We start from the raw sequence: 26,442 nt of genomic DNA, 5'->3' as shown, positions 1-26,442 counted from the left end.
GCTCCGCTCGTCAGCGCAACTTAATTTCAGGGGCCAAGGCGGCTTACCGTACGGTAAAGCGCACGCGGTCAATCATTCGGCCGCCTGGATCAACAAGCGCGAGCATATGGCTGCCCGGCCGCGGCAATATCTGTTGCCCCGCGTCGGCATCGCCGAGCGGCTTTTTGTCGAGGATCAGGCGATAGCCGGCGACCGCGCCGCTGACGGTCACCGCCAGCCGCTGGCGGTCGATCGGGATGTCGGGGTCGAGCGCATAGACGCTGCCGCTGACCGGGCTGGTGATGCGCGGACGGCGCGCGGCTTGGGGCGCTGCCGCCATTTCGGTTTGCGCCGTGCCGCGCAGGAAATATTCGCGCCGCGGGGGTTCGCGGGTGCCGGGGAGCGCGATCTGGCGTGCCTCGACGCCATCGGGCATCACCGGCGGCTTGCCGGGGCTGCCGGCGTGGAGCGCGAGCATCACGTCGCGCCATACGGGCGCGGCGCCCGAGGTGCCCGAGACGGCGCGCATCGAATCGCCCTCGAGATTGCCGACCCACACGGCGACGGTGAAGCGGTCGGACCAGCCGATGCACCAATTGTCGCGCATGCCTTTGGACGTTCCAGTCTTTGCCGCCGCCCAGAAGGGGAGACGGAGGGCGCTGTCGGCGCCGAAGGCGTCGGTGCGGGCGGAGGCGTCGGCGAGGATGTCGCCGACGATGAAGGCGGCGGCGGGGTTGACGATCTGGCGCAGCGGATGTTGGCGAAGGTGCCGCGTAGCGATGTAGGTGACGGGCGACCACTTCCCCATATTCGCGAATGTTCTGAAGGCGTTGGCTTGTTCGACGAGTGAAACTTCGGCGGAACCAAGGGCAAGGCTGAAGCCGTAATATTCGCCGTCCTCGACAAGGCCGTGGTAGCCGAGCGCCCACAGGCGGTCGCGGAACTGCTGGACGTCGTCGATGACGAGCGCGCGGACCGCGGGGACATTGAGCGACGAAGCGAGCGCGTGGCGGACGCTGACCGGCCCCTTGAAGCTGTGATCGTAATTCTTCGGGACATACAGGCCCGACGCGGTGTCGAGCTGGACCGGGCTGTCGTCGAGGATCGACGCGGCGGTGAGCCAGCCATGTTCGATCACCTGCGCGTAAAGATGCGGCTTGAGCGTCGAGCCCGCCTGCCGGCGCGCGTTGGCGCCGTCGACCGACGCGGCGGTCGATTTGAGGCCGACGCCGCCGACATAGGCGAGCACCTCGCCGGTCGCATTGTCGAGCACGACGACCGCGCCGTCGCGCACGCGGTCGGAGCCGAGCCCCGCAAGCTGGCGGCGCAAGGCGACGATCGCCGCGGTCTGGATGCGGCGGTCGATGGTCGTGGTGACGCGCTTGCCGGGTTTGTCGAGCAGGCGGACGGCGAGATGCGGCGCGAGCGCGGGGTCGAGCTGCGCGGCGCGCTCGCCCGAGACGAGGGTCGCGGCGGCGGCGCGGATCGCGGTGCAGTCTTTGGTTTGCGCCACGCGGCAGGCGCGGCGGCCGAGCATTTCGGCGCTGGCGGTGGGGTTGGGGAGAAGCCCGGCGAAGAGTGCCGCGTCGGTAGCGGTCATGTCGGCGGCGCGCTTGCCGAACAGGCTGCGCGATCCCGCACCGATGCCCTGCGCTTCGCCGCGCAAGGGCACGAGGTTGAAATAGGCCTCGAGCATTTGCTCGTGCGACCAATGTGCCGCGAGCGCCTGCCCGGCGCGCATCTGGCGGATCTTGGTGCGCCAGTCGCGCTTGCCCGGCTGCGCGAGGCCGGGGTCGAGAAAGGCGGCGAGCTGCATCGGCAGCGTCGAGGCGCCGCGCGAGCGGTCGCCGGTCCCCCCGAATATTGTCAGGCGGGCGCGGATCGCGCTGGCGATCGCGAGCCAGTCGACCCCGCCGTGCGACCAGAAACGCCGGTCCTCGCTTTGCACCACCGCCTTGCGGACCGCGGGGCTGATGTCTTTCAGCGGCACCCACGCGAGGCGGCGGCGCTCGAAATTGACGCGCTCGCTGTCGAGGAGATGGCCGTCGCGGTCGTAGAGCCACGCTTCGCTCGGCTGCCAGTCGGCGCGCACGGCGGCATAATCGGGCATCGCGGGCGGACGCGTCGCGAGATGCGCGGCGGTCGTGAGGATGAGGAGGGCGAGCGCAAGCCAGGCCAGCGCGTCACGCCAGCGGGGTTTGTGTCGGTTGATCTCGGCCTTCTCCGGCAAACTCGTCATGCTGAACTTGTTTCAGCATCCATGGCCTGAGCGTGCCTTCAACGCAGCGCGGACGGCGAAGGCAGGCCATGGACCCTGAAACAAGTTCAGGGTGACGAAATGTGGATATTGGCTGCATCCCTCAATTCCCGTTCGCATCGAGCGCAGTCGAGATGCCCATCGGTCTTGCGTGCCATTGGGGTGTCTCGACTTCGCTCGACACGAACGGATGAAGGAAGGGCGGGGCTGCATCACTGCCCGACGCTCGCCACCGTCATCGGGGCGTTCGGCCACTGGCCGCGGATCGCGGGCGAATACATCGCCTCGACGCGCGTCGGCGGCAGGGTGAATTTACCCGAGCCGTTCAATCGCACGACATATTCGACCGCGTGGGTGCCCGCGGGCATCCAGCCGAAATAACCGCGCCAGCTGTCCTTGCCGCGCTCGACATAGCTCGGCTGTGCGCCCGATCCGCCCGCCTGATCGGCAAGCATTTCGGACTGGCCGCCGAGGTTGCCGACGATCGTCGCGCCGGGCGCGATCGGATCGTTGATGACGACCCACGTCCGGCCCGCGGCCGCAACGACCTCGATCCGCACCTTGATCACATCGCCGCGCGTCAGCCGGTCCTTGTTCGCCGCCTTGACGATGCTGACCGAGCGCTTGATCCGGTAGCCCGCGTTGAGCGGTTCCTTGAGCGGGACCGCGGCCTTGACGCTGACGGTCGCCCATGGGGTGCCGGTGCCTTCATGCTTGAGGCTCATCGTCGCAGCGTTCAGCGCGACACGCAGCGGCGAGACGGGCTCGGCAGGCAGCGGCCAGCTTTGCGAGGCGGTGCCGCCGGCAAGGCTGATGCTGGTGATGCCGGTGATCGCATTCGCCGGATAGAGTTCGGCGAAGCGGCGGACGGTCACCGCGCCCCATGCGTTGGCGGGGGTGGTGTCCCAATGGCCCTTGCGCTGGCGCTGCGCGACACCGACCATCAGCTTGCCTGCGTCATCTTCCCAGCCCTTGCGGCCCAGCACGGCTTCCAATGCCTTGATCGCCATTTCGTCGCCGCTGGTCATCATCCACCAGGGTGCCTTGGCATCGTCGACGAGGTCGAGACGCGTGCCTTCATAGACGAGGCGCTTGCGCAGCTCGGCCTCGGCCGCGGTGCGGAGGCCCGCGGCGTTGCGGACGCCGGGGGTGCGTTCGATGGCGACGAGCCAGTCGGCGAGCGTACCCGTCGCCATGTCGATCGGCGCGACGTCGATGGCCGACACCAATTGCGCGCTCGATGCGTTGTTGCGTGCGAGCGCGGCCAGCGCCGCGATGCGGACCGGGCGGATGTCGTAAGGGCCGTAACCCTTGCGCGTGAGCCGCCCGTCGACGACCGCCTGCAACGCCTTGACCATCTTGGCCTTGGACGCCTCGGGGATCGCGAAGCCGTTCGCCGCGGTGACGCTGAGCACATAGGCGGTGAGTTCGATCGACCCTTCGAGGCGCTCGTTCGGCCAGTAGCGGAGCAGCCCGTCGTCATCGAGATAGGTCGGCATCGCGCCCGCCAGCGCCTGCCAGCGCCCGAGGTCGCCGAGCGCAATCGCGCGCGAGGTCGACTGTTCGAAGCAGTTGTACGGATAGGCGCTCATATAGTCGCGCACCCCCGACAAGGGCGGCGCGAGCGTGCCCGCGAGCGCGACATCGACATAGCCGCCGGGCAGCGCGCCCATCGGGATCGCGATCGGCAGCGTCGTGTTCGGGCCGACGCGGAACAGGCTGGCGGCCCAGGTTTCGACCGGGATTGCCGGGTCGACCTGCTGTGCGAAGACGAGCCTGTCGCGCTGCTTGCCGCCCTTGGCCACCGCCTCGACCGTCCATTCGATCGGGCCGGTCGCCTCGGGCGCGGTCATCGACCAGCTGATCGGCACCGCGCCGCCCGCGGGGATGGTGACGGTCAGCGGCGGCGCGGTGGCGACGGCGGGCGACAGCGTCGGGGTCGCGGTGACCTCCATCGGCTTGTCGGTGCCGTTGCGCAGCGTGAAGCGCGCGTCATAGGTGTCGCCGGTGCGCACCAGTTCGGGCATGCCGGCAAAGATGCCGAGATCCTGCACGGTGCGGACACTGGTTTCGCCGGTGCCGAAATATTGCGATCCGTCGGTCGCGATGGCGACGAGGCGGAAGCCCGACAGATTGTCGGAGAGCGGCACGTCGACCGTCGCGCGGCCCTTGCTGTCGAGCGGGACATTGCCCTTCCACAGCAGCACCGGGCGGAAATCCTCGCGGGTCAGCCCCGAAAGATCGCCGCCACCGCCGCCGCCGGGTTCGAGCGCCTTGCGGCCGTAGTGGCGCTTGCCGACGACCTGCATCTGCGCGGTCGAGGTCAGCACGTCGAGCGTGCGTTCGCCCATCATCGCGGGGAGGACATCCCAGCTTTCATTGGGGGCGAGCTGGAGCAAGGCTTCGTCGACTGCCGCGAACGCGACATCGGCGTTCTTCGGCGCCTTGCCGTCCGGAGTCTTGACCTCGATCGCGACTTTCGCGGTTTCGCGGACCGAATATTTCTCCTTGTCGGCCTTGACCTTGACGCCGAGCTGATGGCCTTCCCAGCCGACCTTGATGCGCGCGATGCCCATGCGATAGCTCGGCTTGGCGAGGTCGACCAAGGCGGTGGGCGGCGCGCCCTCGCTATTCTCGATCTTGAAACCGACCGCGCGTTTCATCGTGCGGAACCAGCTTTCGCCGCCGGTCACGCGTCCGCGCACCGCCATGACCGAGACATAGACGTCGGGGGCATAGGTCGCGGGCAGCTTGACCTTCACGACCGGGTTGGTGCCCTTGAGCGGCACGACGAAGCTGGAGAGCACGCCCTCGCGTTCGACGGTGACGAGTGCGGTCGCCTCGCGGAAGGGCATGCGGACCTGGAAGCTGGCGGTGTCGCCCGCGGCATAGCGCGGCTTTTCGGCGATCACGTCCATGCGGTCGCCATTGTCGCCGCCGAACCACCATTCATTATCGCCCGCGAGCCAGACCGAGCGGACCGCGCGGGCTTCGTTGCCGTCGGCGTCTTGCGTTGTCGCAACGACGGTGACTTCGCCCGAGATGCCGGGCGCCATCGCGCAGCTCGCGCGGCCGAGCTTGTCGGTGGTCGCGGTGCACGTCGTGTCGAGGCGCGTCGTGCGCATCTGGTTATCGTAAGCGTAGAAGCCGCCGATCAGGCGGCGCCGCGCGGTGATGACCTCGCGGTTGTAGAGCGCGACCTGCACGCGCTGGCCCGCAATCGGCTTGCCGCCCAAGTCGAGCGCGATGAAATTGAGGCGCAGGTCCTTGTCGCGCATCAGCCAGCCGTCGGTCTTGAGCCCGAGGCGGACGGCCGAGGGATAGAGGGTGATGCGGCGGCTGGAGGTCAGCGTCTCGCCATTGGCATCCTCATAATCCATTTCGACCGCCATCAGCGTCGGTTCGGTGATCGGCTGGTCGACCGCGACGCTGGTCGTCGCGGCGCCATTGGCGTCGAGCTTGAGCGGCACCGAGCGCGCGAGCGGCAGCTCGGCCGACGGTTCGTCGCCGCTGTCGTCGAGCTGGACGACGCCTTCCTTCACCGGCTGGCCGTCGAAATCCCAATCCTTGTAATCTTGCGGCGGCGACCAGCTCGACTGGAAATTGGTGCGCAGTTCGACGGGGAGATTGGGGGCGGGGCCGCCCGAGAGATAGCCGACGAACAGCGACAGCGGCACCGCGGTGGGGCGCACGGGCGATGTCTTGGGCCCGCTGACGGTCGCCTTCATCGTCGGCAGCCGATATTCGTCGACCTTGACCGACTGGCCCGACCAGATCGTCTTGTCCTCGCCATCCTTGTCCTTGGTGACGAAGACGAGCTCGTAATCGCCCATCGGCGCCGAGGCGGGGACGTTCCATGTCGTTTCGCCGCTGCCGTTCGTCGCGATGCTGAACGGCATTTCGAATTCGGTGTCCGAGCCGCGGTGGACGAGGCGCAATTTGCCCGCCAGCGGCTGCGGCGTCATGAAGCCGGTGCCGACCGGGCGGCGGAGCAGATGTTTCATGTGAACCGTTTCGCCCGCTTTCACGAGCGCGCGGTCGAAGACGGTGTGGAGGATGTCGCTGCGTTCCGACCAGCCATAGGGGAGATCGAAGTCATAGGGGCGAATGCCATTGCCCCAATCGGTGAGGGTGAAGCTGAAATCGTCGCCAGCGCGCGCCGAGACCATCAGCGCATGGCCCTCGCTGGTCGCGGGATCGGGCTTTTCCTCGCAGCTCGAATAGGTTTCGGGCTGGGGCAATCCGCCCGCAAAGGCGAGGCGCCCCGCCTTGTCGGCTTTGCCGCGCGCGAGCACGCGCCCGGTGCAGCTGTCCGAAACGCGGATATCGGCGCCCGCGACGGGGAGGCCGGTATCGAGCGCGGTCACCCATGCGAGCGAGCCCTCGCGGCCCCATTTGAAATGCACCGCCATATTGGTGACGAGCGCGGCGGTCGCGACATAGCGCGTCGTTTTGCGGCCGAGCAGCGCGGCGCCGAGTTCGGGACTCGCGATTTCGACGACGTGGAAGCCCTTTTCGGTGAGCGGGATGCCGACGACTTCGAATTCCTTGCCGCCGCCCGGAGGCGACAGCTGCATGTCGCGGCGCTCGCCGCCCGACGGCGCGTCGGCAAAGACCGATCTGGTGCCGGTGTAATTGACCGTGACCTCCTTGCCGGTGCGGTCCTTTTCTTCGCGATAATCGGTGTCGTCGGCGTCATCGACGCGCTTCAGCCAGCGCGCGATCGCGGCATCGTCGTCGCCGACTTTCAGCGCGGTCGCGGGCATTTTGAGGTTCGCCTGAACCATCGTCCCCTCGACGCCGCGCACGGTGACGGGCAGCACGCCGCCTTCGCCGGCTTCGAGGATGCCGAATTCGGCGGCGAATTTGACCAGCGGCGGGGCGCGGTCGATGTGGAATTTCAGCGGGAAATTCGACTGATTCTGCAGCTTGCGGCCGCTCTGGTCGGTGACGTCGGCGGGCAGGACCAGCGTTGCGTCGACATTCTGCGGCAGCGGGCCGGTGAAGCGGACGGTCGTCAGCCAGGCGTCATTCTTGTCGTCGTCGTCGATCTTCGGCGTCAGCTTCTTGCCGTCGGCGGTGTTGAGCGTCGCGGCGAGGATCGTCTCGCGCGAGACGGGCGAGGCGAAGCTGAGCGTCACATCCTTGATCGGGTTGCAACCCGCCTGCGGGTTGATGCGGCTGCACGACATTTTGGCGGTGAAGGCGGGGCGCACGTCATGGTCGAAGCGCTGGTCGCGCCCGGCGGTGCGGCCGGGGACGCCGGCCTGACTGATGCGCGCATCCCAGACGAGCGCCATTTCGCGGCCGGGGGGCAGCGGACGGCGGCATTTGACGGGAACGATGCGGTCGAGCGCGGCCTCGCGCTCGGCGCCCGCGGCGGGGAAGCGTTGCGGCAGGCCGGCGTCGGAGGTGAAGGACTGGCGCGACCAGTTATTCTCGCCGAGCCCGGTGAGGATCTCGGTCGCGGTCGCGCGCGGCAGGACGTCGAGCGGGATTTTCTCGCCGATGCCATCGACGGCGCAATAGCCGTAGCGACCGACCGAGGCGCGGTCGGCGGCGACATTGGTCGCGACGAGGAAGATCTGGTTCTCCTCGATATCCCCGTACATTCCGCCCGCCAGCACGGCGCGCGCCGAAGGGCCGCCGGTGTCGAGCGCAAAGCGGCTGTTGCCGGCGACCGAGACGCCGCGCGCGGTTTTCAGGCCCTCGCGCAGATCGACGTGGCAGGCGAGCCCGCCGGGAAGCGGTTTGTCGAATTCGAGCACCCAGGTGCGCGTGTCGACCCAGCGGCCGGTCGCGGGAAGTTTGCAGTCGTTGGTCGCGGGCGCCGGGGCGCGGGGATCGCCGAGCGGAACCATGTCTTCGGAAAAGCGCAAGGTGAAGCGGGTGATCGTGCCGTCGCCGGTGCCCGAGCTGCCCGGCGTCGCAAGCGTCACCTGCGGCACGGTGTCGGCCGCGGTCGCCGCCATCGCGAGCCCGAGCGGGATGATCAGCGCCAGTTTCGCCTTGCCCGCCAAGCGTGTAGCCAGCGCGCGCCATCCCTTACCCATGATCAACTCCCCGTTCGGTCCGAACTTCTATCCTGCTGGAAACAGGGAACAGAGTCCACCCGCCGCCGCATATCACACACGGTTAATCGTGGTTCGCGAAAATGCTGTGACCGCCGTCATAGACAGCGGGGAAACTCAGCGTGCGAGCATCGGTCCGAGCGGCTGGCCTGCGAAAATATGGACGTGGAGGTGCGGGACTTCCTGATGGCTGTCGAGGCCGACGTTCGCGAGCAGGCGGTATCCGGGGGCGACGAGGCCCTGATCGCGCGCGACGTTGCCCACCGCGCGGATGAAGCCCGCGATTTCGGCGTCGCTGCCGCGCTCCGAAAAATCGTCCCAGCTGACATAGGGGCCCTTGGGGATCACGAGGATGTGCAGCGGCGCCTGCGGATTGATGTCGTGGAAGGCGAGCGCATATTCGTCTTCATAAACCGTCTTCGACGGCAGTTCGCCGCGCAGGATGCGCGCGAAGATGTTGCTGTCGTCATAGGGGAGAGTCGCGTCGATCGGCATGGGAGAAAGTCCTTACTGGCGGCTGGCTTTTTCGGCGTGGCCCGAGGTGCCGTGGCGGCGACCCAGTTCGGCGGCGATCGCGTCCCATGTGAGGCCGCGCTCGGCGAGCAGGATCGCGAGGTGGAAGATCAGGTCGGTCGCCTCGCCGGTCAACGCGGCGTCATCTTCGCTGACCGCGGCAATGACGGTTTCGACGGCTTCTTCGCCGAGCTTCTGCGCGATCTTGCGGCGGCCTTTCGCCGCGAGACTTGCCACATAAGACGCTTCGCCTTCGCCCGCCGCGAGCCGGTCGTGGATGACGGCTTCAAGCTGCCCCAGCGCGTCGCCCATTGCCTTGCTCATCGCTCGATCCTTTCACGAGCGTGCCTAGCCGCGCCGCGCCTTCCCGACAAGCGGGCGACGCGACCGTAAAAACTTACCGCGGCGTAAACCATATCGAAACGCCTTTTCGCGTAATTTCCGCCGCGCCGGGGGGCGAGATCAACTTTGTGTATCGGACGAAAAACATGAAAACGGGCACCAACTCCTCGGTGTTTCTGGCAGCAACAGCCTCGCTGATCGCGCTCGCCGCATCGCCCGCGGCGGCGCAGACGAGCGGCGACGACATCATCGTCACCGGCTCGCGCATCGCGAAGAGCGAATTCACCAGCGCCGATCCGATCCAGGTCCTCGACCCCGAAACGGCGAAGCTGCAGGGGCAGCTCCAGCTTGCCGATATCTTGCAGTCGACCCCCGCGGCGCAGGGATCGATCCAGATCACCTCGGCGATTTCGAACCACTTTGTCGCCAATGGCGGCAACGATGTGCAGAGCGTGTCGCTGCGCGGGCTTGGCGCCGAGCGGACGCTCGTGCTGATCAACGGCCGCCGCGCGGGGCCGGCGGGGATCCGCGGCTCGGTCGCGCCGTTCGACCTCAATGTGCTGCCGCTGTCGGTGGTGCGGCAGGTCGAAGTGCTGAAGACCGGCGCCTCGTCGATCTATGGTTCCGATGCCGTGGCAGGCGTGGTCAACATATTGACCCGCGACGATCTCGACGGCTTCGAGGGGGGCGGTTTCTCGTCGATCACCGAACATGGCGGCGGCGAAAGCTATGGCGTCGATGCCAGCTTCGGCAAAAAATTCGATCGCGGCCATATTTTCGCGACGGTCGATTATTTCCGCCAGCAGAATCTGACCCGCCGCGACCGCGGTTTCCTTTTCTGCTCCGAAGAATATCTGAAGCGCGAGGCCGATGGCAGCCGCGCCGACATCGTCGATTTCCGTACCGGCCGCCCGGCGTGCAACAGCACGCAGGCCAACCAGATCGTCTTCAGCGATTTTTCGGGGGTCGACCGGAATGGCTTCCCGACCTTTGGTCCCGGACTGATCGCGCCGAACGGGCAGGCGATCCTGTCGGGCCAATATGGCGCCCAGTTCGCAGGGGTCGGTATCCCGATCAACGCCTTCAATCCGATCGGCGTGTTCGGCCCGGCCAATTTCTTCGGGGTCAATTTCGACGGGCCGTCGACCGGCGCGCTCAACCAGTTCGAACCCGCCGAGCAGGATTCGGACGTCTTTTCGGGCGTGAGCCGGATCAGCGCCTTCGTCGAGGGTGCCTATGACGTAACCGACGGCATCACCGCTTATGGCGAGTTTCTGTTCAGCAACCGCAAGTCGCACAATAATGGTTTCCAGCGGATCGAGCTCCAGCAGTTCACCGGCGCGTCGATGCTGCCCTTTTTCCTCTGCGACCCCACGGCGTATAATTGCAATCCCAATGACATGGGCGATCCGTTCAACGCCGAGTTCGGCGGCAACATCATCCTGCGCCCGCGCGTGCTGGTGAAGTCCGAAAGCCGGGCCGATGTCGATTATTACCGCGGGGTATTCGGCTTGCGCGGCGAGATCGGCGGCGGGTGGAAGTGGGACGTCCACGGCCAGCACAGCCGGTCTGACGCCAGCTATACGCAGGATGTCATCTATCAGGATGCGATCGCGTCGCAGACGTTGCGCACCCGCTCGTGCGTCGGCACCACGACCGCGATCCGCGGCGTGCCGTGCATCGATATCGATTTCACCGACCCGCGCGTGCTGCGCGGCGACTTCACCCCCGCCGAGCGTGCGTTCCTGATGGGCCGCGAAACCGGTCGCACCTTGTTCAAGCAGACCTCGGCCGAGGCGTTGCTCACGGGCAAGCTGTTCGACCTGCCGGCAGGATCGGTCGGGGTGGCACTGGGCGCCAACATCCGCCGCGACGAGATCAACGATACGCCGGGCGAAGCGACGCGGGCGGGCAATGTCGCGAACTTCACGACCTCGGGAATCACCGCGGGCCGCACCGTCTCGAAGGAGCTTTTCGGCGAAGTCGAAGTGCCGGTGCTTGCAGACGTGCCGCTGATCGAGCGGCTGACGCTGTCGGGCGCCGCGCGCTATACGCATGTCGAGGCGACGCGCGGCGACGGGGTGCAGGACAATTTCAGCGACACGACGTGGAAGGTCGGCGCCGACTGGGCGGTGACCGACTGGCTGCGTTTCCGCGGCACATGGGGAACCTCGTTCCGCGCGCCCGCGCTGTTCGAGCTGTTCCTCAACGACCAGACCGGCTTCCTCGGCCAGCAGACGATCGATCCGTGCGTCCAGGCCGCGGCGCGGCTTGCCTCGGGCGCGATCAGCCAGCGCATCTTCGACAATTGCGCCGCCGACGGCATCGCTCCCAATTTTGCCGGCGGGATCGGCCCCGCGACGATCGTATCGGGCGGCGGCATCGGCCGGCTTCGCCCGGAAACCTCGACCGCGAAGACGGTGTCGGTGATCCTGACCCCCGATTTGTCGGGCGCGCTGTGGGGCGGGCTGCGCACACGGCTTGCGGTCGATTATTTCGACATCAAGGTGAAGGACGAGATCACCCTGCTCGGCGCCGGGAACATCCTGCGCGGCTGCTATGATTCCGACGTCGCCGACGAGCCGCTGTGCGGCCTGTTTACCCGCGTGACGTCCGGCCCCGACGCGCGGAGCGTCGCGACGGTGACCGACCGCTATGTCAACATCAGCCGCCAGCGGAACCGCGGCGTCGATCTGTCGGTCGCGATCGACCAGGATCTCGGCAATCTCGGCTCTCTGGCGTTCCGCGCGCAGATGACCTGGCAGATCGAGGACAAGGTCGCGCTCTTCCCCGGCACCGAGATCGACGACAATGGCAAGATCGGCAACCCGAAGTGGGTCGGCGATTTCAACCTCGGCTGGATGAAGGACGGCTGGACGCTCTTCTACGGGCTCGACGTCACGGGCGGCGCGTCGAACATGAAAGACTTGCTGCGCGCACAGGGCGGCGATGCATGCCGCACCTCGGGCTTCCGCCCCGGCGGACGCTTCTGCCCCGACGTCAGCGTGCCCGCGACCTTCTATCACTCGCTGTCGCTGAGCCGCGATGTCGCCGAGCGGTTCCGCATCACTTTGGGGGTCGCGAATCTGTTCGACACGCCGCCGCCGCGGGTGTCGACCGTCGTGACCGCAACACCGCCGGTGACCGGACAGGCGCCCGCGTTCGGGACGCAATATGACTATCTGGGGCGGCGGGTGTTTTTGAGCGTGCGGGGGAAGATTTAGCGGCGGGGTTCGGCGGTTCCCCGATGCGCGCTTTCTGCTGCGAATGACAGTTGTCGTCCGAAGGTCTAGGCCGAGTTTGCTCGGCGAATAATTCTCGCGGAGCATCATGATGGGCTGAGGGACTGAAGGCAGCGAGCGCCGTTGTCGAAGCTTCCATGCAGCTTTTCCCTTGCCAAAAACCGTGGCTCCGAGGCATTAAGTACGCGGTTCTATGGGGATTTTCTGGATGAGGGTTGTTCGGCACTTCGGGCCGCTTTTCGTGCTTGGCCTGCTCGGCGCCTGCGGCGGGGGCGGCTCTTCAGGCGGAGGAAGCCCGCCCGTTGTGGTCACGCCGACCCCAACCCCAACCCCAACCCCGACGCCGACGCCCGCGAGTGTGACCTATCTGCATATATTTAGCGTTACGGAAACGGACGGGGCCCAGCCCAACGGACCTCCGTTGCAGGCCCGCGACGGGAATTTCTATGGAACGACCCGAAACGGCGGCGTCAATAGATGCCGACCAGTCGATCCTATCCCGTGCGGGGTTATCTATCGCGTTACGCCAAATGGTGAACAATCAGTGGTGTATCAGTTCGGTACCACCAAAAATGACGGATATACTGCGCTTAGCGCGCTGATTGAGGGGCCGGATGGTGCGCTCTACGGAACGACAGCGAATGGTGGGTCTTATGGTAGCGGAGGAACTGTCTTCCGTCTGGCACTCGACGGATCTTATCGAATTTTGCATTCATTCAGCGGTGCGGCCGGCGAAGGTGACACATTTGCGAGCGCGCTGGTGCTGGGCAAGGATGGAAATTTCTATGGCGTGACCTCGGCCGGTGGTGCCAACCATTGCGTCCAGATTCCACGGGACGGCGGGAATTGCGGCACGATTTTCAAAATGACACCTTCTGGCGCTCTCACAACGCTTCACTCGTTTGGTGGCGCTCCCGCCGGTGGCGTCCAACCCAATGGGCCCTTGGTTGAGGCGTCTGACGGCGCCTTCTATGGCACGACGAGCATGGGTGGGGCATATGAGCGAGGTACGATCTTTAAACTTGGCGCCGACGGCAGGCTGACGATTATCCATTCCTTCGGTGCGACCTCTAACGATCCTTCATCTCCCCAGGGATCCCTCGTTCAGGGGAGCGACGGAGCGCTGTATGGAACAACGCCGTCCGGCGGAGCGGGGTTTGGTACGGTGTTTCGGTTAGACTCCGCGGGAAGAGTCGCCGTGGTTCACGCATTCGGCAAAGATCGGCGAGACGACGGCCAAGGACCTTCTGCCTTTCTCGCGGTTGGGCGAGACGGCAATTTGTACGGCACGGCTCGCAATGGCGGAGTCAATGGCGGGGGTACTGTCTTTCGCCTGACTTATGCCGGAAATTTCACCACAATCTTCTCATTCGGGTCAGGCCAGAACCAGCCTCATGACCCCGAGATGGGTTTGGTCGAGGGGCGCGATGGAGCCTTGTACGGGACGACGTTTTACAACGAGGGCCTTGGCGGCGTCGGTGCCCGGTTTGGATTCGGTGCGATGTATAGGATCACATTCAGATGACGTGCTCCCGTAACTATCGGGTCAGGCCAAAAGAAAGCTTCAAATCGGCAACATGTCAAAGCAGGGTTTCGGATCGCTCTGCCCGCTTTCTCAGGCTCTTCCTTTGACAATTGCCTGCAAGGTAACAGCACTGGACAAGCCTGCGCAGCTCTGGTGAAGCGCGCAGCATGACCGAGGTCAAATTGCATCCCGACTGGCTCGCGCGTATCGGCGGCGAGTTTGCGCAGCCCTATATGGCGGCGCTCAAGGCGTTTCTTGGCGATGAGCGCGCGAAGGGCAAGGCGATCTATCCGCGGCCGCGCGACTGGTTCGCGGCGCTCGATGCGACCCCGCCGCAGGATGTGCGCGTCGTGATCCTCGGGCAGGATCCCTATCACGGACCGGGACAGGCGCATGGCCTCTGCTTTTCGGTCCAGCCGGGGGTGCGTACCCCGCCGAGCCTCGTCAACATCTATAAGGAAATGCAGAGCGATCTGGGAATCGCGCGCGCGGCGCACGGGTATCTGAAGCATTGGGCGCAGCAGGGCGTGCTGCTGCTCAACAATTGTCTGACGGTCGAGGCGGGGCAGGCGGCGTCGCATCAGGGCAAGGGGTGGGAGAAGTTCACCGATGCGGTGGTCGCCACGGTCGCGGCCGATCCGGCGCCCAAGGTGTTCATCCTGTGGGGCAGCCATGCGCAGAAGAAGGCGGCGAATGTCGCGGGGCTGGGCGCGGGCAGCCCGCACCTGATCCTGCGCGCGCCGCATCCCTCGCCTTTGTCGGCGCACAACGGCTTTTTCGGGTCGCGGCCGTTCAGCCAGACGAACGCGTTTCTGGAGACGCACGGCCGCGGCGCGATCGACTGGCAATTGCCCGAAACGCCCGACACCGCTGCCGGATGAGCCTGCTTGCCGACCCGCTGACGCTGCTGGTGCTGGCCATCGCGGTGGTCCTGCTCGGGCTGGCGAAGGGCGGCTTGTCCGGCGTCGGCGCGCTCGCGACCCCGCTCGTCGCGCTGGTGCTGCCGCCGACGATGGCCGCCGCGCTGCTGCTGCCGATCCTGATCGTGCAGGACGTCGTCAGCGTCTGGTCGTTCCGGAAAACGTGGGATGGCTGGGTCATCGGCTGGATGCTTCCCGGCGCCGCCGTCGGCATTGCGGCGGGCTATTTCTATGCCGAGCGCGTCGACGAGGCGAAGCTGATGGCGGCATTGGGCGCGATCACGCTGGCGTTCGGTGTCTATCGGCTGTGGGTCGAACGCGGCGGGCGCGTCGTCGCGGCGTCGACATCGCCCGGCTGGGTCGGCAGCCTGTTCGGGGTGGCGACGGGTTTCACCAGCCAGATTGCGCATGCCGGCGGTCCGCCGTTCCAGATGTGGGTGACGCCGCGCCGCCTGCCGCACCTTGTTTTCGTCGGCACGAGTTCGATCCTGTTTGCAGGCATCAACTGGATGAAGGTGCCCGCCTATATCGCGCTCGGCGCCTTCCCGCACGAGGTGCTTGTCGCCGCCGGGCTGTTGATGCCGCTCGCGATCGTCTCGACCCTGCTCACCGTGCGCTGGCTGAAGCGGATCGACGGCGCGCGTTTCTATGTCCTCATCTATGTGTTGATGATCCTGCTCGGCGCGAAACTGGTCTGGGACGGGCTCGCGGGATAAGAGGCGACGTGGCCGGGTAAAGCGCCTAGGCTGGGCCGCGACGGGCACAGGCGTCCGTCCCCTTTCAAGGTATTGACCATGGCCAAGAGCCAGAAGAAATCGAGCCGCGAAGTCCGCAAGCCCAAGGCCGAAAAGCCGAAGAAGCAAAATGCGAGCAACCCATCGACCAAGACCGGCGTGGTCGCCGGGCTCGACAATATGAAGAAATAATCCGCCGGGCGCGGGAGAATGAGTGAAGCGATCATGGTTCAGGCACGGTGGAACGGCGCGGTGATCGCCGACAGCGACGATACGGTGATCGTCGAGGGCAATCATTATTTCCCGCGCGCCGCGGTCGACGCATCGCTGCTGTCGGACAGCGCGACGACGAGCTTTTGCCCGTGGAAGGGCGTCGCGCATTATCATCATGTGACGGTCGCCGGACAGGTGAACGAAGACGCCGCCTGGTATTATGCCGACCCCAAGGAGGCCGCCGCCGAAATCATGGGTCGCATCGCCTTCTGGAAGGGCGTCGAGGTCGGCTGACCGCGCGTGCCCATGTCCCTGTCTTCCGCACCCGAAATCCTCGTCGATGCCGACGCCTGCCCGGTGAAGGACGAGATCTATCGCGTCGCCTGGCGGCACGAGGTCGCGGTGAAGGTCGTGAGCAACAGCCGGCTGCGCGTGCCCGACCACCCGCTGATCGAACGGATTACCGTCTCCGACGGCTTCGACGCCGCCGACGACTGGATCGCCGAGGCGGCGACGGCGCGCAGCATCGTCATCACCGCCGACATATTGCTCGCCGACCGCGCGCTGAAAGCCGGCGCGACGGTGCTCGGTCCCAATGGCAAGCCCTTCACCATGGCGTCGATCGGCCCCGCGATCGCGACGCGGGCGATCATGGCCGACCTGCGCGCCGGGGGCGACCAGATCGGTGGCCCGCCGCCCTTTTCGAAAGCCGATCGTTCGCAATTCTTGCAGGCGCTCGACACGGCTTTGGTGCGCCTGAAGCGCGGATAGCGCTTTTTCGCCCGGTCATTTCAAACGGCCGCGACATTTTTTCGGGCGAGTGACGGCGATCACCGCCGGGCGGCTTTCGGCGCGCCATAGGCAGGGCACCGGGACGGCCCACCACGCCGCTCCGGGACCAGCCCTTCCGCCCTGCGACCCGGGCGGGAGGGCTGACGATTCCGGGCGATCAGTTCCCCGCGCGCCGATGCATGACGAAGGCGAGCAGCAGGACGGCCGAGATCACGCCGACGATCATGCCCGCGGTCGTCGTGACCATCGAGATCGATCCGGCCGGGTCGTTCGAATTCCACGCCCCGCTCCGGGTGCGGTCGATCATCCACCAGGCCCCGAGGATGACGATCAGGTCGAGTGCGACCAGTCCAACGAGCGCGCGCGTCGATTTTTTCATGGAAATTCCCCCTCCCGAAATCCCGTCGACTTTCTTCGCTGTCGGGGATCGGTCCGGCATGTTAGCTTTGCGCCTATTCAAATACTACAGGAGTCGGACCCATGGCAGAGCTTCCCACGATCATCCTCGTTCACGGTTTCTGGGGCGGCGCGGCGCACTGGGCGAAAGCGATCGTCGAGCTCGACCGGTTGGGTCACAAGGGCCTTCGCGCGGTCGAACTGCCGCTGACTTCGCTCGCCGACGATGCCGGGCGGACGCGCCAGATGGTGGCGCAGGTGGAGGGGCCGGTGCTGCTCGTCGGGCATAGCTATGGCGGCGCGGTGATTACCGAGGCGGGGACGGCGCCGAATGTCGTCGGACTGGTCTATATCGCGGCCTTCGCCCCCGACGCGGGCGAGAGCCCGGGCGCGCTCACCCAGCAGCATCCGCCGGCCGGCGCTGCGAACCTTGCGCCCGACAGCGACGGCTATCTGTGGGTCAAGCCCGACAAGTTCCACGAGAGCTTTTGCCAGGACGTCGGCGCCGGTGACGCGCTGGTGATGGCGGTGACGCAAAAGGCGCCGCTGGCGTCGACCTTTGGCGATGCGATCGGCGATCCGGCGTGGAAGGTAAAGCCGAGCTGGTACCAGATTTCGAGCGAAGACCATATGATCCACCCGGACAACCAGAAAGCGATGTCGGACCGGCTGGGCGCGCGCAAGGTGATCACGCTCGATGCGGGGCACGCGTCGCTCGCCTCGCGCCCGGTCGAGGTCGCGGCGCTGATCGACGAGGCGGCGCGCAGCGTCTAGCCAGCTTGACCGGCGCGGCATCGGCAGGCAGCATCGGGCGATGGCGCGCCAATATACGACCTTCGCCGAATTCTGGCCCTTTTACCTGCGCGAGCATAGCAAGGTCCGCACGCGGGCCTTGCACTATGTCGGGACCAGCCTCGTCGTCCTGATTGCCGCCGCGGCGGTGCTGAGCGGGCGCTGGGGCTGGCTGGCCGCACTTCCGCTCGCGGGCTATTTCTTTGCGTGGGTCGCGCATTTCGGGGTCGAGAAGAACCGGCCCGCGACCTTTACCTATCCGCTGTGGAGCCTCGCCGCCGATTTCAAAATGTGGGCGCTGTGGTTGACCGGGCGGCTGGGGCCCGAACTCGACAAGGCGGGCGTGGCGTGGATTTCGCGCTGACGGCCTATCTCCCTTGAATCGCGGATGATCTTGCGGATGCACCGCTTTGCGCGCATCGTCGCGGCGGGTCGCGCCATATCGATGGGAGAATCATATGCGTAAGGGTGCGATCGTTGCCGGATTGGGTGCGTTGCTGCTGACCGGGTGCGGGGGCGGGGCCAAGGATAGCACGGCCGCCGACGGTGAAGCGAAAACGGCCGCAGCGAGCGGCTGGGACGCGAGCGACGCGTGCGCGCTGCTCGACAGGACGGCGGTCGGCGCGGCGCTCGGCGACAAGGTGACCGAAACCAGCCTCGCCTTTGTGAGCAAGGCCGAGGGCGCCAATGCCGCGACATCCGAATGCACCTATCGCCTCGCAGGCGGCAGCACCGCGACGCTGATGGCGCGCCTCTCGCCGATCGGCGACAACAGCGATGCCGCGATCAGGCAGACGCGCGAGACGACCGAAAAGACGATGGCGGCCTTTTCGGACAAGAAGATCGAGGATGTTGCGGGGCTGGGCAAGGCGGCCTTCTTTGTCCCCGGAATCAACCAGATGAACGTCTTTCTCGACGATAGCCGCTTCGTCATCCTGACCATCGGCAGCGCGCCGGCGGCGACCGCGAAGGACACCGCGGCGGCGCTGGTCGGGAAGATCAGGAAATAGGCCGGAGGCAGATCGCGCGGGAAAATCGATCAGACTGACCCAAAGGTCTCTCTGGTATTTATTGCGAATCATTCTTAACTAGGCGCTTCGTCCCTGCGGAGATGCGCCATGCCCACCGATCTGATCAAGACCTTCACCTACCTCACGATCCACCTGACCATCGGGTTCAGCGTCGCCTATGTGATGACCGGGTCGGTCGCGCTGGCGGGCGGGATCGCGATCGTCGAGCCCTGTATCAATGCCGTCGCCTTCTTCTTCCATGAAAAGGCGTGGAAGCGCGTGGGCGCCAAGCCTAAGCTGCTCCTCGCCTGAGGACCCGAGTCCCCGCGCCGCCATTTCGTTTTCGACCCCTCGCTCGAAGGAGATATTGCATGACCGTCAATCGCGCATCCGCCCGCTACGAAGGCTTTGGCAAGGAAGGCAAAGGATCGATCACGACCAAATCGGGCGTGCTCGACAAGCAGCCTTACGGGTTCGGGACCCGCTTCGAGGGGCTTCCGGGGACGAACCCGGAGGAGTTGATCGCCGCGGCGCATGCGGCGTGCTTCACCATGGCGCTGTCGTTCGGGCTCGCGCGCGCCGGCTATTCGGGCGACACGCTCGAGACCAGCGCGGCGGTGACGCTGGAGCAGCAGGATGGCGGCTTTGCGATCACCAAATCGGCGCTGACGCTGACCGGCAAGGTGCCGGGGATTTCGGCCGATGAATTTGCGAAGATCGCCGAGGAGGCCGAGAAGAATTGCCCGGTGTCGAAGCTGCTCGATTGCGAGATCACGCTCGAGCACAGCCTGGAGGGCTAGGCGGCGCGGAGCAGCGGTGCAGGCAGTTCGTCGGCCATGAAGCCGAAGCTGCCCTGCGCCGGTGGTTCCAATGTCCAGCTTTGCAGCACGCGGTGGCGTCGATGGCCGATATGGCTTTCGATGAGCACGAGGTCGCGCGGCGTCCACCGCCAGGCCGTCGACACCGCCTCGAAATCGCAGGTTCCGTAGCCGAGAGTGATGTGCGGCCGCAGCCCGGACTTTCGATGGAGCGGTTCGATGGCCTGCGTTTCCAACAGGGTGATGATCCCATCATAAAGCTGCCGAATATCGGCGACGCTCCCGATGGTCGTCAGTTCTGCCCCCATTCCGCGGCTCATGATGCGACCGAAGGGAATAGGACTTGCCGCAGGGAGGCCCGATGCGAAGGCGCTGGCAACGCGCTGACGCAGAAATGGCTGCTGAGCCTGCGTTTCGGCGATTGTGCAGAGCGTGAGATGATAGTTCTGCGGCTTCAGCCCCGCGAACAAATCGCCCGAAACGGGCGGCAATTGGCGCGCGAGCCAGCCCGCGCGGTCGGCGGCCACCTGAAACCCCAGGAAATAGCGGAACATCGGGTCCATCATCCATCCTCCGAATCGGACTAATGTTCCTATTATGTTCTCATTTGCTGTGGGAGTCGAATCGTCAGGGATCTGCCTTGCACGGCGCCACCCGCACCCGGTGCGCCGGATCGCCGTCGAGCGTCGCGACCTGCGGCTTTTGCGCCGCGGTGCGCCAGGCAATTTTCGGCCACCAGCGGGTCGGCGGCGGAGCGGTCGCCGGGTCGATGCTTTCGCCGGGGCGCGGCATCGCGAGGCGGACGCCGGCGCAGCGCGCGGCGGCGAGGATGCGCTTGGGCGGTTCGGTCCACGCGTGCGGCGCGAGATTGAACAGCGCCCAATGGATCGGGATCAGCGTCTTGCCGCCAACGAGCCGGTGCGCCTCGACCGCAAGTTCGGGGCCGAGATGATTGTCGGGCCAGGCGGGATTATACTGGCCGGTGTCGAGCAAGGTCGCATCGAACGGCCCGAGCCGCTTGCCGATCTCGGCAAATTCGGGGGCGAAGCTGGTGTCGCCCGAATACCAGACGCGATGCTTTGGCCCAATCAGCGCATAGCCGGCCCAGAGGGTCTGGTCGCTCTGGCTGCCGAGGCGGCCCGAGGCGTGGCGCGCGGGGGTCGCGACGACGGTGATGTCGCCGATCTGTTTCTCACCCCACCAGTCGAGCTCGACGATAAATTTTTCGTCGACCCCCCAATAGGCGAGGTGCGAGCCGATGCCGAGCGGGACGATGAATATCGTGCCGCGGCGGTCGAGTGCGCGGACCGTGTCGCGGTCGAGATGGTCATAATGATCGTGCGAGATCACCACCGCGTCGATCGGCGGCAGGTCGGCAATCGCGATCGGCGGCGCATACCAGCGCGCGGGGCCGAGCCAGCCGACCGGCGAGGCGCGTGTCCCCCACATCGGGTCGACGAGGATGCGCTTGCCGTCGATCTCGACGAGCGTCGAGCTATGCCCGAACCAGGTGATGCGCAGGCCGCTGGCGGGGAGGCGGGCGAGGGCGGCGGCGTCGGTGCGCCGCACCGGTACCGGCGCGCCGGGCTCGGGCTCGGTGACCGCCGATGCGGTGAGCAGCCCGCGATATGCTGCCCGCCGGTCGATCCAGCCCCCGCGGCCGTTGGAAAAGGCGCCGTCCTTCCAATGCGGCGAGCGTTCGAGTTTTTCGAGCCGCGGCCCCGACGGCGCCTGCCCGAAGGCGTTCCACCCGTTCACCGCGAGGATCAGAGCGAAAAGCAGGAGCAGAAACAGCAGCAGCCCGATCACGCGGACCGTCCAGCGGACCACGCGGCGCGCGCGCGTCATGGTTTCGATGCGTCTTCCAGCGCCATTCGCGTCACATGGATATAGGTCGCCTGCCAGCTGCTGCCGTGGCGCCGGAAAATATCGGTGAAGCGAATGCGGACGCGGAAGGGCTTGCCCGCCGAGCGGCCCGACAGGATCGTCTCGGCGCTCGCGAGGCCCACGTCCTTGCCGAGCGGCAGGATGACGCGATCGGTCAGCGTGACCGGGTCGTAATCATCGTCGGCGCCGGTCCAGCCCTCGATGAAAAAGGCCTTCCCGTACCGGTTGCCGCTGCCGTCGATGAAGACGAGATCGTCGGCGACCATGCGGTCGAGCGCGGCGCGATCCTGCGCGATCTGCGCCGCGTCGAAGGCATCGGCAAAGGTACGGAGTTCCGCGCTCTCTGTCGCGAGGGCATCGGTTGCGAAGGCAGGCGGCGCCATGCCGAATGCCAGCATCGCAGCTATCATTGCCCGCATGGCTTTGCCCCCATTTTTGCGCGCCGCGTTACTGTGCGCCGCGGCAGTCCTTCAGCCAGATCACATGCTTATATTCGTCGAAGTCCTCAACCGTGCCGGTCAGTTTGATGCTCTTGCCGGGTTTGAGCTGAAGCGAAAATGCGGCCTGCCCCGGCGCCATATAGCAGACGATGTCGGTTTTGAACGGCGCCTGATTGGGCAGCCGGATCGCCTGTTCATAGGGTTCGGGAATCTTGTAACCGACGCGGAAATCCTTGCCGTCCTTGGTCACATAATCGACCAGACCGTCGATCGTGAACTGCTTGCCCTTGTAACGGGTGAGGATGCCCGCCGCATTGCGTTCGGTATCCTTCGACACCTGCTGCGAGAAGCTCAGCGAATTCATCTTGACCGGCGCGGCGGCGACGGTCGTTGCGGTCGCACCCCTCTTTGCCGCGGCGGCGCCGGCCTTGCCGCCCTTGACCTGGTTCAGGATGCCGCACATTTCGGCCATTGCGGCCTCGCTCTTGACCGTCTGGCCGGCGCGCAGTTTCGATTCCATCACCAATGTGCCGATCCCGCCGGTCTGTGTCGCGGTGATCTGGATCGGGAAAGCGCGCACATTGCCGGTCATCGGCTGTTCGATCAGCATCGATCCATATTCGGCTTCGTCGGCCATGATGTCATAGCCTTTGGCGGCGACCAGTCCGCGCATCTGCCCGATGGCGACCGCGGGCGGCAGGTCGGCGACCGTCACCGCGGCGGTAAAACGGAGCCCGGTGATCGGATTGCCTTTTTTGACGAATGCCTCTTCGCAGGTCGCGGCATTGGCGGTTCCTGCGGCGAAAAGCAGGGCGGCCGGCGCGATTGCGGCGGCGAGACGGGAATAAGATAGGGTGCGCATGGGAGCTCCTGAACGGGTTTATGATATGCGACTTATATTGTGCGACCGGTCTGCCGCAGCAGGGGGCCGCCCGCAATGGCTAAGTTACCAAGATGATGGCCCTTTGCGGGAAGGAAAACCTCCTTCCATATCCGCGCTTGATCTCAACTGTGGTTGAGCTTTCATAAGCGGTGCAGAGATGATTCGCGAACGGAGCCTTGTCCATGCTGCACTATCCCGCTGCCACGCCTTCCGACCCGGCGGATTCCGGTGCCGACACGCCCGCGGTGGCTTTCCTGCCGCGCTATCTGGCACGGATCGGCTATGCGGGCCCGGTGGCCCCGACGCTCGAGGTGCTCGCCGCGCTGCAGGCGGCGCACATCGCGGCCATTCCCTTCGAGGCGATCGACGCACTGACCGGTGCGGGAATCGATATCGGTGCCGATGCCGTCGATGCCAAGCTGATCGGCCAGCGGCGCGGCGGATATTGCTTCGAACAAAATGGCCTGTTCCTGCGCGTGCTGCAGACGATCGGTTTTGCGGCCGAAGGGCTGTTTGGCCGGGTGCGCTGGATGTTGCCTGACGATGCGCCGGACACGCCGCGCACACATATGGTGGTCCGCGTGACGATCGACGGGCGGCCGTGGCTCGCCGATGTCGGTTTCGGCGCGGCGGTGCCGCCCGCGCCGCTGGCGATGGACAGCGAGGATACCCAGCCGACGCGGCACGAAAGCTATCGCGTCGTGCGGCACGGCGATGTGTGGCAGGTCGCGGCGCTGATCGAGGGCGAATGGCGCACGCTGTACCGGCTCGACACCGTGCCGCCGCCCGCGATCGATTACGAGATCGGCAATTGGTACACGTCGACGCATCCGGACTCGCATTTCCGCCACCAGTTGATCGCGGCGCGGACGACCGCCGAGGCGCGCTATGGCCTGCGCGACAACCGGCTGACGACGCGGCTGACCGACGGGCGTATCGACCGGCGCTATCTGACCGCCGACGAGATCGAGCGCGCGCTGTCCGAGATTTTCCTGTTGCCGGTGCGGCGCCACTGGCGCCAGGCGATCGAACGCGCGGCGACGGCGGAGATTGCGGGCTAAGCTTGACTCGCCTTGGCCAGCACGGTCTTTTGGTGGCGAGAGGAGCCGATTCCATGGCCGACAAAGCGCCCGTCCTGCTGTCGGGCGGCAATCCGCAGATCCCGAAGGGATATGGCGACGCGCCGGTGCAGGCCTATATCGCCGCGATGCCGGGGTGGAAGTCGGACGTGTGGCGGCGGATCGACGCGCTGATCGACCGAATCGTTCCGGGCGCCGCGAAGGCGGTCAAATGGAACTCGCCGCTCTATGGTCCGCCGGGACAGGGTGCGGAGCCGGCGCACTGGTTCCTGAGCGTCCATTGCTTCGACAAATATATCAAGGTCGCTTTCTTTCGCGGCCAGTCGCTCGATCCGGTGCCGCCCGTCGCGTCGAAGAGCGGCGACACGCGCTATTTCCATATCCACGAAGACGAACCGGTCGACGAGGCGGCGTTCGCCGATTGGGTGAAGCAGGCGGCGGCGCTGCCCGGCGAGAAGATGTGATGGGAGCGGTGCGATGACGGCGGAGCTGATCGACGCGAAGATTGCCGGGCTGGGCGGCTGGCGCGGCGACACGCTGGCGATGCTACGCGCGCTGATCCATGCCGCCGATCCGGACGTCGAGGAAACGGTCAAGTGGCAGAAGCCGTCGAACCCGGCGGGGGTGCCGGTATGGGAACATGCGGGCATTTTGTGCACGGGCGAGACGTATAAGGACAAGGTCAAGCTGACCTTTGCCAGGGGCGCGGCGCTTGCCGATCCGAAGAAGCTGTTCAACTCCAGCCTCGACGGCAATGTCCGGCGCGCGATCGACCTGTTCGAGGGCGATGACATCGACGAGGCAGCGTTCAAGGCGTTGATCCGCGCGGCGGTCGAGGCGAATCTCGAAAAGCCGGCAAAAGCGAAAAAATAGCGCGAAACAGCGCGGGCTAGGCCGCCCTGCAGAATCCGGGTTCGCCATCGGGCAATGGCCAGCGGCCGTGCACGATATGGCGCGCCTGGCCGACCACGCTTTCGACAAGCAATATCTCCCTGGCGGTCCATTCGAGCGGATCGATCGCTTCGGCGCCAAGCCCGTCGCCGTGATAGTCGATTGTGACGTGAAGCTCGGGCGGCAGGTTGAAGTATTTGAAATCATGCTGGTGAAAATATTCGGCAAGTTGCCGCTGAAATTCCCATGCGGCGGCAAGCGGCGCCGAACTGCGCAGCGCCGTCGCCTTGCGGCATTCGATCCGGTCGAGCCGCACCGGAAAAGCGCTGGCGCCGAAATCGTCCAGCCCGCGGATCACAAGTTCGAGGAAGCCGGCGGGGGCTTTGGCCAGGTCGACGAATGTTGCGAGCGTCATATGCAGCAGGTCGGCCGCGCGGCGCCGGTCGTTTCGCGGCAGGGCATCGATGCGCGCCGCGATATCGGCCGGTGGCTTGGCCATCAGATAGAGGGGGCGTCTGGCGAAAATTCTTCCGGGCATGATCTGTCCTCCTGATGGCGAATCAGCGGGGTGGAGAAGGACCATGCACTAGAACAAATAGCGAACAAATACTAGCGCATCGATCGCGGATCCGCCGCGGCCTGTCGCGTCATTGCGCCGCCGCGCGCGGCTTCATGTGCCAGAGCGCGTTGACGATGACCCAGCGCTCGCCGAACTTGCCCATGTGGAAATAGTCGACGAACCACGGGGTTTCGACGCGCACCGCGGCGGCATGGCCCGCGACGTCGAGGATCTTGCACGCGCGGTTCCACGCGTCGCGCGGGGTCTTGAGCGCGCCGCGCTTCGTCAGGTCGACGAGCTCCTCGCGGCTCATCCGTTGCAGGCCGAGGCGTTCGTCGGGCGTGTCGCCGAGCACGCGGCGTTTCGCGAGGTCGGGGTGGAGCGCGCGCTTGACGCGTTCGGCATCGCCCTCGAGCTGGCCGTCGACATAATCGAAGCAGGTCGCCTCGATCGCGGCGAGATCGGCGGGCGATGCGGCCGGAACGGGCGCGGAGGTTGCGGCGGCGAGGGTGAGCAGGGTCGTCAGCATGGCGGCTCCCGGGCGTGCGGTGGGACGGTCGGCGTAGCGCGGTCGGCGTCGACAGGATGAAATGCCTCGCGCGCTACATTTGTAGCGTGCTACATATGTAGCGCGTGCCTGGCAAGCCGCTAGTCGATGATCGGCGCGCCCTCGGCCTGGAGCCGCACGAGATTGTCCTTCATCGCCTGCAATATTTCGGGCGCGTGCGGTTCCCAGCTTTCGACCTCGCCGACGATGCGCAGCGGGAAACGCGAGCGATAGCTGCGCGTCGGGTTGCCGGGGAATTTCTTGTCGGTGAGATTGGGATCGTCGAACCAGTCGCCGGTCGGTTCGACGATATAGATGCGCTCGCGCCCCGCGCCGGCCGCCAGCTCGCAGCCCCAGATCGCCGACTCGAGCGCGGCGGAGAAATAGATCCACGACATCGGCGCGGCCTGATAATTGCTGCCCCAGCCGACCGCGAGCAGGTCGCCGGTTTTGAGGTCGGCGCGGGTGCCGTGGTAAAAGGTCGCGCCCGCGTCGGGGCCGGTGGGGGCGGGTGTGTCGGTCATCGGGGCGTGTCTCGCTTGGTCAGGATCG

General features: G+C 66.0%; 27 protein-coding genes. 15 read left to right on the top strand and 12 right to left on the bottom strand.

What is annotated here, in order from left to right; translation table 11 throughout:
- Positions 1–43: 43 nt before the first annotated feature.
- From pbpC to AC07NV_RS06000, 4 genes are all read right to left on the bottom strand, one after another.
- Entirely contained in the window at positions 44–2,218 is a 2,175-nt protein-coding gene (gene pbpC / locus AC07NV_RS06015; protein ID WP_495165434.1) for a penicillin-binding protein 1C, read from the bottom strand.
- 230 nt (positions 2,219–2,448) lie between these two features.
- Positions 2,449–8,289, bottom strand: coding sequence for an alpha-2-macroglobulin family protein (locus AC07NV_RS06010; protein WP_495165433.1), 5,841 nt, complete (start codon positions 8,287–8,289; stop codon positions 2,449–2,451).
- 135 nt (positions 8,290–8,424) lie between these two features.
- On the bottom strand, positions 8,425–8,802 hold the full coding sequence (locus tag AC07NV_RS06005) for a histidine triad nucleotide-binding protein (RefSeq protein WP_495165432.1): 378 nt from the start codon (positions 8,800–8,802) through the stop codon (positions 8,425–8,427).
- 12 nt (positions 8,803–8,814) lie between these two features.
- Positions 8,815–9,132 (bottom strand): phosphoribosyl-ATP diphosphatase, encoded by a 318-nt coding sequence (locus AC07NV_RS06000; RefSeq protein WP_495165992.1) that lies wholly within the window; start codon positions 9,130–9,132, stop codon positions 8,815–8,817.
- Between the two features lie 176 nt (positions 9,133–9,308).
- Between AC07NV_RS06000 and AC07NV_RS05995 the strand changes: the two genes are divergently transcribed.
- From AC07NV_RS05995 to AC07NV_RS05965, 7 genes are all read left to right on the top strand, one after another.
- On the top strand, positions 9,309–12,386 hold the full coding sequence (locus tag AC07NV_RS05995) for a TonB-dependent receptor domain-containing protein (RefSeq protein WP_495165431.1): 3,078 nt from the start codon (positions 9,309–9,311) through the stop codon (positions 12,384–12,386).
- Between the two features lie 211 nt (positions 12,387–12,597).
- Positions 12,598–13,929, top strand: a complete 1,332-nt coding sequence (locus tag AC07NV_RS05990; RefSeq protein ID WP_495165430.1) for a choice-of-anchor tandem repeat GloVer-containing protein — start codon at positions 12,598–12,600, stop codon at positions 13,927–13,929.
- A 167-nt stretch (positions 13,930–14,096) separates the two neighbouring features.
- On the top strand, positions 14,097–14,810 hold the full coding sequence (gene ung, locus AC07NV_RS05985; protein ID WP_495165429.1) for a uracil-DNA glycosylase: 714 nt from the start codon (positions 14,097–14,099) through the stop codon (positions 14,808–14,810).
- Entirely contained in the window at positions 14,807–15,565 is a 759-nt protein-coding gene (locus tag AC07NV_RS05980) for a sulfite exporter TauE/SafE family protein (RefSeq protein ID WP_495165428.1), read from the top strand. Before ung ends, AC07NV_RS05980 begins: the two co-directional genes overlap by 4 nt.
- A gap of 78 nt (positions 15,566–15,643) precedes the next feature.
- Positions 15,644–15,775 (top strand): hypothetical protein, encoded by a 132-nt coding sequence (locus tag AC07NV_RS05975; RefSeq protein ID WP_487794153.1) that lies wholly within the window; start codon positions 15,644–15,646, stop codon positions 15,773–15,775.
- A gap of 33 nt (positions 15,776–15,808) precedes the next feature.
- A complete protein-coding gene (locus AC07NV_RS05970; RefSeq protein ID WP_495165991.1) occupies positions 15,809–16,090 on the top strand; it encodes a DUF427 domain-containing protein in 282 nt (93 codons plus the stop codon).
- A 12-nt stretch (positions 16,091–16,102) separates the two neighbouring features.
- Complete coding sequence (locus AC07NV_RS05965; protein ID WP_495165427.1) at positions 16,103–16,567, top strand: YaiI/YqxD family protein; 465 nt, start codon at positions 16,103–16,105, stop codon at positions 16,565–16,567.
- 178 nt (positions 16,568–16,745) lie between these two features.
- On the opposite strand, the gene AC07NV_RS05960 is transcribed toward AC07NV_RS05965, so the two are convergent.
- Positions 16,746–16,967 (bottom strand): hypothetical protein, encoded by a 222-nt coding sequence (locus AC07NV_RS05960; RefSeq protein WP_495165426.1) that lies wholly within the window; start codon positions 16,965–16,967, stop codon positions 16,746–16,748.
- A 101-nt stretch (positions 16,968–17,068) separates the two neighbouring features.
- Between AC07NV_RS05960 and AC07NV_RS05955 the strand changes: the two genes are divergently transcribed.
- The 5 genes from AC07NV_RS05955 to AC07NV_RS05935 all read left to right on the top strand — a co-directional run bounded on the left by AC07NV_RS05955 (position 17,069) and on the right by AC07NV_RS05935 (position 19,586).
- Positions 17,069–17,758 (top strand): alpha/beta hydrolase, encoded by a 690-nt coding sequence (locus AC07NV_RS05955; protein ID WP_495165425.1) that lies wholly within the window; start codon positions 17,069–17,071, stop codon positions 17,756–17,758.
- A gap of 40 nt (positions 17,759–17,798) precedes the next feature.
- Positions 17,799–18,140: an Mpo1-like protein gene (locus AC07NV_RS05950; protein WP_495165424.1), complete on the top strand. Its 342-nt coding sequence runs from the start codon at positions 17,799–17,801 to the stop codon at positions 18,138–18,140.
- A gap of 94 nt (positions 18,141–18,234) precedes the next feature.
- Positions 18,235–18,786 carry a hypothetical protein gene (locus tag AC07NV_RS05945; protein ID WP_495165423.1) on the top strand — a complete coding sequence of 184 codons (552 nt, stop codon included), beginning with the start codon at positions 18,235–18,237 and terminating at the stop codon, positions 18,784–18,786.
- A 108-nt stretch (positions 18,787–18,894) separates the two neighbouring features.
- Complete coding sequence (locus tag AC07NV_RS05940) at positions 18,895–19,098, top strand: DUF2061 domain-containing protein (RefSeq protein ID WP_495165422.1); 204 nt, start codon at positions 18,895–18,897, stop codon at positions 19,096–19,098.
- A gap of 59 nt (positions 19,099–19,157) precedes the next feature.
- Positions 19,158–19,586 carry an OsmC family protein gene (locus AC07NV_RS05935; protein ID WP_495165421.1) on the top strand — a complete coding sequence of 143 codons (429 nt, stop codon included), beginning with the start codon at positions 19,158–19,160 and terminating at the stop codon, positions 19,584–19,586.
- Here the strand turns inward: AC07NV_RS05935 and AC07NV_RS05930 are convergent.
- The 4 genes from AC07NV_RS05930 to AC07NV_RS05915 form a co-directional block, all read right to left on the bottom strand.
- A complete protein-coding gene (locus tag AC07NV_RS05930) occupies positions 19,583–20,170 on the bottom strand; it encodes a 2'-5' RNA ligase family protein (RefSeq protein ID WP_495165420.1) in 588 nt (195 codons plus the stop codon). The genes AC07NV_RS05935 and AC07NV_RS05930 overlap by 4 nt on opposite strands.
- Positions 20,171–20,231: 61 nt before the next feature.
- Complete coding sequence (locus AC07NV_RS05925) at positions 20,232–21,452, bottom strand: MBL fold metallo-hydrolase (protein ID WP_495165419.1); 1,221 nt, start codon at positions 21,450–21,452, stop codon at positions 20,232–20,234.
- Positions 21,449–21,910, bottom strand: a complete 462-nt coding sequence (locus AC07NV_RS05920; protein WP_495165418.1) for a nuclear transport factor 2 family protein — start codon at positions 21,908–21,910, stop codon at positions 21,449–21,451. Before AC07NV_RS05920 ends, AC07NV_RS05925 begins: the two co-directional genes overlap by 4 nt.
- Before the next feature lie 28 nt (positions 21,911–21,938).
- On the bottom strand, positions 21,939–22,793 hold the full coding sequence (locus tag AC07NV_RS05915) for a hypothetical protein (RefSeq protein ID WP_495165417.1): 855 nt from the start codon (positions 22,791–22,793) through the stop codon (positions 21,939–21,941).
- Positions 22,794–22,996: 203 nt separating this feature from the next.
- On the opposite strand from AC07NV_RS05915, the gene AC07NV_RS05910 reads away from it, so the two are divergent.
- Genes AC07NV_RS05910 through AC07NV_RS05900 form a run of 3 tightly spaced genes read left to right on the top strand, consistent with a single transcriptional unit; the run spans position 22,997 to position 24,766 of the window.
- A complete protein-coding gene (locus AC07NV_RS05910) occupies positions 22,997–23,875 on the top strand; it encodes an arylamine N-acetyltransferase family protein (protein WP_495165416.1) in 879 nt (292 codons plus the stop codon).
- Between the two features lie 53 nt (positions 23,876–23,928).
- Positions 23,929–24,357, top strand: a complete 429-nt coding sequence (locus tag AC07NV_RS05905; RefSeq protein WP_495165415.1) for a DUF1801 domain-containing protein — start codon at positions 23,929–23,931, stop codon at positions 24,355–24,357.
- Between the two features lie 13 nt (positions 24,358–24,370).
- Positions 24,371–24,766 carry a DUF1801 domain-containing protein gene (locus tag AC07NV_RS05900; protein ID WP_495165414.1) on the top strand — a complete coding sequence of 132 codons (396 nt, stop codon included), beginning with the start codon at positions 24,371–24,373 and terminating at the stop codon, positions 24,764–24,766.
- Between the two features lie 16 nt (positions 24,767–24,782).
- On the opposite strand, the gene AC07NV_RS05895 is transcribed toward AC07NV_RS05900, so the two are convergent.
- From AC07NV_RS05895 to arr, 3 genes are all read right to left on the bottom strand, one after another.
- Positions 24,783–25,322 carry a 2'-5' RNA ligase family protein gene (locus AC07NV_RS05895; RefSeq protein ID WP_495165413.1) on the bottom strand — a complete coding sequence of 180 codons (540 nt, stop codon included), beginning with the start codon at positions 25,320–25,322 and terminating at the stop codon, positions 24,783–24,785.
- Positions 25,323–25,431: 109 nt separating this feature from the next.
- Positions 25,432–25,872 carry a nuclear transport factor 2 family protein gene (locus AC07NV_RS05890; protein WP_495165412.1) on the bottom strand — a complete coding sequence of 147 codons (441 nt, stop codon included), beginning with the start codon at positions 25,870–25,872 and terminating at the stop codon, positions 25,432–25,434.
- Between the two features lie 119 nt (positions 25,873–25,991).
- Positions 25,992–26,414, bottom strand: coding sequence for an NAD(+)--rifampin ADP-ribosyltransferase (gene arr, locus AC07NV_RS05885; RefSeq protein ID WP_495165411.1), 423 nt, complete (start codon positions 26,412–26,414; stop codon positions 25,992–25,994).
- Positions 26,415–26,442 lie beyond the last annotated feature (28 nt).

This window comes from Sphingopyxis sp. GW821-FHT10B01 (assembly GCF_059415685.1).
Note: the sequence above shows the minus strand (reverse complement) of the source record. Positions and strands in the feature narration are given on the sequence as shown.